General features: G+C 69.3%; 5 protein-coding genes. 2 read left to right on the top strand and 3 right to left on the bottom strand.

Annotated features, from left to right (window positions below):
* The 3 genes from RMO85_RS13560 to RMO85_RS13550 form a co-directional block, all read right to left on the bottom strand.
* The coding region (locus tag RMO85_RS13560) for a heavy metal translocating P-type ATPase (RefSeq protein ID WP_310529255.1) at window positions 1-1,595 on the bottom strand (1,595 nt) is incomplete at its 3' end.
* A 56-nt stretch (window positions 1,596-1,651) separates the two neighbouring features.
* Window positions 1,652-2,026, bottom strand: a complete 375-nt coding sequence (locus RMO85_RS13555) for a heavy-metal-associated domain-containing protein (RefSeq protein ID WP_310529254.1) — start codon at window positions 2,024-2,026, stop codon at window positions 1,652-1,654.
* A 26-nt stretch (window positions 2,027-2,052) separates the two neighbouring features.
* Complete coding sequence (locus RMO85_RS13550) at window positions 2,053-2,337, bottom strand: metal-sensitive transcriptional regulator (protein WP_310529253.1); 285 nt, start codon at window positions 2,335-2,337, stop codon at window positions 2,053-2,055.
* Between the two features lie 329 nt (window positions 2,338-2,666).
* Between RMO85_RS13550 and RMO85_RS13545 the strand changes: the two genes are divergently transcribed.
* Both RMO85_RS13545 and RMO85_RS13540 read left to right on the top strand, forming a co-directional pair.
* On the top strand, window positions 2,667-3,134 hold the full coding sequence (locus tag RMO85_RS13545) for a hypothetical protein (protein ID WP_310529252.1): 468 nt from the start codon (window positions 2,667-2,669) through the stop codon (window positions 3,132-3,134).
* 165 nt (window positions 3,135-3,299) lie between these two features.
* Window positions 3,300-3,513 (top strand): DUF2892 domain-containing protein (locus RMO85_RS13540; protein ID WP_310529251.1); only part of this gene is annotated, 214 nt, incomplete at its 3' end.

Genomic DNA, 3,513 nt, shown 5'->3' with positions numbered 1-3,513 from the left:
GACCGTCCGGCCACGACCGCGTGGCCGTCGACGATGCCCGCGACGCCAAGGCCCTGGGTGGAAGTGAAGGACTCGACCTCCGGCAACCGCTTCCCGAGTCGGTCACTGGCCCCGGTGGCGATGGCCTGGCCGATCGGGTGCTCGGAGGCGTGCTCCAGCGCCCCGACCAGCCGGAGCAGGGCGTCGGGGTCGACCCCGTCGGCGGCAACGACCTCGACCAGCTGCATCCGCCCTGTCGTCACGGTGCCGGTCTTGTCCAGCACGATGGTGTCCACCACCCGGGTGGACTCGAGGACCTCGGGTCCCTTGATCAAGATGCCGAGCTGGGCGCCGCGGCCGGTCCCGACCAGGAGGGCGGTGGGTGTGGCCAGGCCGAGCGCGCAGGGGCAGGCGATGATCAGGACCGCGACCGCGGCGGTGAAGGCCGCGGTGATGCTGTGCCCCGTCAGCAGCCAGCCGGCCAGGGTCACCAACGAGAGAGCGATCACGATGGGCACGAAGACCCCCGAGACCCGGTCGGCGAGTCGCTGGACCTGCGCCTTGCCGTTCTGGGCGTCCTCGACGAGGCGGGCCATCTGGGCCAGCTGGGTGTCAGCCCCGACCCGGGTCGCCCGGACCACCAGCCGGCCGCCGGCGTTGACGGTCGCGCCCACCACGATGTCGGCGGGCGCCACTTCGACCGGCACCGGTTCCCCGGTGAGCATGGAGGCGTCGATGGCGGAGGTGCCCTCCTCGACGACTCCGTCGGTGGCGATCTTCTCCCCCGGGCGTACGACGAACCGGTCGCCGACGGCGAGCTGGTGCACCGGGATACGCATCTCTGCCCCGTCGCGGAGGACCGCCACGTCCTTGGCGCCCATGTCGAGCAACGCCCGCAACGCCGCCCCGGACTGTCGCTTGGCGCGGGCCTCGAAGTAGCGACCGGCGATGATGAACGTGGTCACGGCCGCGGCGACCTCGAGATAGATGTGGACGCCTGCCTCGCCGTCCGGGAACAGGTCGAAGGGCATCCGCATCCCCGTCATCCCGGCGTCGGTGAACAGCAGCGCCCACAGCGACCACAGCCAGGCGGCCGAGACCCCGACCGAGATCAAGGTGTCCATGGTCGCCGCGCCGTGCCGGGCATTGGTCGCGGCGGCGCGGTGGAACGGCCACGCACCCCACACCACCACTGGTGATGCCAGGGCCAGCGAGATCCACTGCCAGTTGTCGAACTGGAAGGCGGGCACCATCGACAGGGCCAGCACCGGCACCGCAAGCGCAGCGGAGATGATCAGCCGCTGCCACCAGCCCGCGGCCTCGACGTCCCGGTCGTCCGGTACGGCGCCAGCCGCTGCCACCTCGCCGGTGGGTGTGGGCGTCGGCGCCGTTGCGGTGTAGCCGGTGGCCTCGACCACGCTGACCAGCTCATCGGGGGTGAGGGTCGTCGGGTAACTGACCTTGGCCTTCTCGGTGGCATAGTTCACCGTCGCGCTCACACCGGCCAGCTTGTTCAGCTTCTTCTCGATGCGAGCCGCGCAGGAGGCGCAGGTCATCCCACCGATGGTGAGCTCGACGTCCTTGACTTCGCCGGCCTCGGTGGTCTGCTGCGTCATGACTGTTGCCTTCTTCCGGTCTGGTGTTCTGAGCTGGGGATTGTGTCCAGGGCCCCTCAGGCGAGCTGGTATTCGCCGGCCTCGTCGAGTGCCGCGACCACGTGGGCCTCGTCCAGGGGCTCGGCGCTGACGACGGTCACCGTCGAGGTGCCGCCTGCGACGAGCTCGACGTTCACGTCGGACACACCGTCGAGAGACTTGAGCTCGCTGGTGACCGCTGCGGCGCAGTGGCCGCAGGTCATGCCGGAGACGGCGTAGCTGTGGGTGGTCATCGGATTCTCCTCATCGATCGAGTTGGTCGTCACGGGCGTGGCTGCCGCGCCGGTGTCGGCGGCGCCGCACCCACAGCCGCCGCATCCGCAGCCGTCGGAGTCGGTGGTCGGGTCGTCCAGCAGCGGGAGGCTGCGGGGAGCGTCGGTGATCTCGGACATCTGTCTTCCTTCGGTTGCGGTGCAGGTCAGGAGCGGACAAGTCTGGCGATGGCCTCGGAGGCCTCGGTGAGCTTGCGTCGCGTGTCGTCGGGGCCTTCGGCGTGGGTGAGGCAGTGCTGCAGGTGCTGGTCGAGGAGCAGCAGTGCCACGTTCTCGAGCGCCTTGGTGGACGCTGAGATCTGGGTGAGGATGTCGATGCAGTAGGTGTCCTCGTCGACCAGGCGCTGGAGTCCGCGAACTTGCCCCTCGATGCGTCGCAGTCGGACCTGGATCGCATCCTTCTCGGTGATGTATCCGGGCTCCGCGTGCATCACCGATCTCCTCACTGTCGCCTCTGTTCGACTCGTCCGTCGTGATCGACAATACCCCTCAGGGGTATCAGGGCAAGGGGTACGGGGAGGGCTTCACTGAACCTTCATACACACGCACCGGGAGAGCCCCGATGCACCTGCACGGCCACAAGTGCGGGCTCGCCGACGGCGGCGGACGCAAGCACAACCGTCATCGTGCGCCCCAGGCAGGCGCTCGATATGGATCTGGAGCCCGAAACCCGGTCAGTGGACCGTACATTGCCACTACATCTACCACGCCGAGACCGGGTGATGACCACCGTGTCCTACCGCAGCGGAGGCTGAGCACGATGCCCCACGACCACACCCACGAGGGCGAGCCGACATCGACGCCGGCGCTCGGCGGCACGGTCGCGGATGCGCGCGGGGAGATGGACCCCGGGGCGGAGCCCTCGCGTGGACGCGGCCGGCTGGCGGCCCTGTGGAACGCGGTCACCGCGGCCGTCGGTGCGGTGATGGGGCTGCTGCCGCACCTTCTGCACCACGTCAGCATCTTCGCCGGTGCCGTCCTGGTCACCGGTGTGGGTGGAAACCTGCTGTTCGGGGCGCTCGGCCTGCTCCTCTCGGTGCCGTTGCTTCGCCGGCTCTACCGCCGGTTCAGAACCTGGAAGGCGCCCGCCGTGGCTGTCGCGGTGTTCGCAGTCATGTTCTCGATCTCGGCCTTCATCATCGGTCCGGCCATCACTGGCACCGACCCAGACCCGGCACCCGGGCCCACCGAGCAGATCGACCCCGAGCACGGCGAGCACCACGACTGACCAACCCACCAGCCCCCCTTGAGGTGACGCAATCCCCAACTCCGTTGCCGGCCAGGGTCCCTTCAGGGAACCTTCATCGAAGCCTCGGAGCGATCTTGACCTCGGGCGGCGACGCTGGAGGTGCAAGAACCCGGAGAGGCCGGGTCGGCGAAGGAGCTGAGAGTCATGGCCAGCCGTTGGAAGGTCAACATCACGCCGGTCGAGAGGACCGCCCGGGTCGTGATCGGAGGGCTCGGCGTACTCGCCGGAGTGGTCCTGCTCGCATCAGCCCCAGGCGTCGTGGCGGTGGTCCTCGAGCTGCTCCTCGTGGTTGCCGGCCTCGACCTGGTGGTCACCGGCGCCCTCGGGCACTGCCCGCTCTACGCCCGCCTCGGCCACG

It is taken from the genome of Nocardioides sp., assembly GCF_031422975.1.
Classification (GTDB): domain Bacteria; phylum Actinomycetota; class Actinomycetes; order Propionibacteriales; family Nocardioidaceae; genus Nocardioides.
Note: the sequence above shows the minus strand (reverse complement) of the source record. Positions and strands in the feature narration are given on the sequence as shown.